The sequence below is a fragment of the Gelidibacter sp. genome, from assembly GCF_035577925.1.
GTDB lineage: Bacteria > Bacteroidota > Bacteroidia > Flavobacteriales > Flavobacteriaceae > Gelidibacter.
Genome location: NZ_DATJCY010000262.1, coordinates 1 through 2224, shown reverse-complemented (window position 1 = coordinate 2224; position 2224 = coordinate 1). Strand labels below are relative to the sequence as shown.

Sequence of the window (2224 nt, the reverse complement as noted above, 5' to 3'; positions counted from 1 at the left end):
TAATTCAAACTATAATTCATAAACAGCTTCTAAAAGTCCATAATTTTTCAGTTCACAAAATCACCCCGGTAATATCACTTATTTTGTAAAGTTTTCAAAAATAAAACCACATAAGAGTTCTTATTAACGTTATCTCGATATTTAGTTCGCTTTTAGAAATACGTCCTAAACTTGGCTTAACATAATGCCATCACTTCAGAATTTATCACTTGGTCCTTAATAGCATGATCGACCGAGATTGAAAACACAACCTATTATAACATCCTTTTGGGGTTTAATTTTCAGAATGGCCGTCTTGGCAAATCCTTAAACCATTGATATACTATTTCGCTTTGCGGATTTAAAATAACCCATGCCGTAATGAAAATGACTTTGATATCGGTAGCAAACGATTCATGGGACTGATACCACCTTTCTACTTCGCCTTTAAACGGATAAATTTTTTCGGAATAAAATGCCCAAGGATCTTCACCCCTATTTTTCACTTCGGTGATCAATTGTTCTTCATCCCTAAAAATGATAGACCCAATACCGGTCAGACCAGGCTTTACATTATAAATCACTTTTTGAACTGCTTTGGGATAGGTTTCAAAACTAATGCGCATCAAAGGCCTTGGGCCAACAATACTCATATCGCCTTTAAAGATATTAATCAATTGGGGCAACTCATTAATCTTACTTTTTCTTAAAAAACCGCCCATTGGTGTAATTCTTGGATCCTTTTTTGTCGTTATGATCCCACCCCCCATATTTGGGCTATCTTTGAGCATAGTGGCGAACTTCCAAATTAAAAACGGCTTGTTCTTATAACCAATGCGCTCTTGTTTATACCAAATATAACCTTCACCCGTCAATTTTAATCCAATCATAATCGGAATTAATAAAGGTGCCAAAATGACTAAAGCAATACCCGATATAATGATATCACAAAGCCTTTTAAATGCTCTATACATCATTTACATTTTTTGATCTAAACTTTTCCCGGTCTCAATGTGTTCAAAATTCGGAAGATGCTTTTTGAGCACCTCTACGATGGCTGTTTTATCATAATTGCCCGAATCCATTAAGCTTCTTAAATCCAATAAACTGGCGTCAATCTGATGACGTGGCAATTGCCTTGCGTTTTTGATAACGCCAAGACTTGCATAACTGTCTTGATCAACCTGGTCTTGCTCCGTAAAAAACTCTTCATAAAGCTTCTCGCCCGAAGTATCCGATTTAAAGAAATACACCGGGTATGGATCGCCTTCTTTAAGGGTCAAAGCTTTTGTTTTTGCGTCCTCTTCCGATAGGCATTCTAAAATTGGTCGTTTTGAAGCTTTGAAAAAATCTAAGGTAATATCTTTAAAATAGACCATCTGTTCGGCCTCCAACTTTGGAAAGAAAATTTCGCCTGTTTGTCCAAGCATACATGCCAACATGCATATTTGCCCACTTTCTTCTGGCGATACAAAAAAACGCTGCACATCATCAGGGCACGAAATGGGTTGGTTCTGAAATAAACGCTCAATATATCCAGCCAACAGAGATCCATTTGAAAACGCCACATTGGCAAAACGTGCGGTTGTAATTTGCATGTCCTTGCTATAACTCATAATGACCTCTTCCATCAGCTTCTTACTGGCGCCCATAACATTCACTGGATTGGCAGCCTTATCTGTCGATACGCAGAAAAAATGCTCAGGTTTGTGATCCATCAACAAATCTAAAAACTCCTTGGCTTTAAACACGTTATTTTCTAACATGGCCTCAATAGAATATTTGTCTTTTTCGCTGCGCACGTGTTTATGTGCTGCAAAATTGGCCACAATATGAAAAGGGCCTTCTGCCAAAAACATTTTCTTAAACACCGGGTCTCCAAAACTCATCGGATAAGTTCTATAATCATCCGGAACAAACGTATGGGCATCCGAACGCAATACACGTGTCAGTTCCGTTAATCCATTTTCATTGGTATCCACCACAAAAAGTTTTCCAGGCTTATATTTCAAAACGGCTTTGATATATGACGATCCTATTGTGCCTGCACCGCCAATGACAAGCACGGATTTTCCAGCTATTTTATCAGTCAATCGCTTGTGGTTGTCTTCAATATCTTTCAAAAAAAGACTTTCTTTTCTTTTTGTTATGTAGGTGTTTATAAAATTTGGTATGTCTATAAGATGCATGATGTTTGTTTTATGTTATTTGAATTTTGAAGATTTTAAATTTTTAAGGATTGATT

General features: G+C 37.0%; 2 protein-coding genes. Both read right to left on the bottom strand.

Annotated elements, in window-relative coordinates; all coding sequences use genetic code 11:
- Window positions 1-281: 281 nt before the first annotated feature.
- A complete protein-coding gene (locus VNJ50_RS10445; RefSeq protein WP_325581615.1) occupies window positions 282-956 on the bottom strand; it encodes a sugar transferase in 675 nt (224 codons plus the stop codon).
- On the bottom strand, window positions 957-2168 hold the full coding sequence (locus tag VNJ50_RS10440) for a polysaccharide biosynthesis protein (protein WP_325581613.1): 1212 nt from the start codon (window positions 2166-2168) through the stop codon (window positions 957-959).
- Window positions 2169-2224 lie beyond the last annotated feature (56 nt).

Excerpts from the sequence above, each read along its gene's own strand:
- VNJ50_RS10445 (WP_325581615.1), bottom strand. The coding sequence starts at position 956 with ATGATGTATAGAGCATTTAAAAGGCTTTGTGATATCATTATATCGGGT.
- VNJ50_RS10440 (WP_325581613.1), bottom strand. The coding sequence starts at position 2,168 with ATGCATCTTATAGACATACCAAATTTTATAAACACCTACATAACAAAA.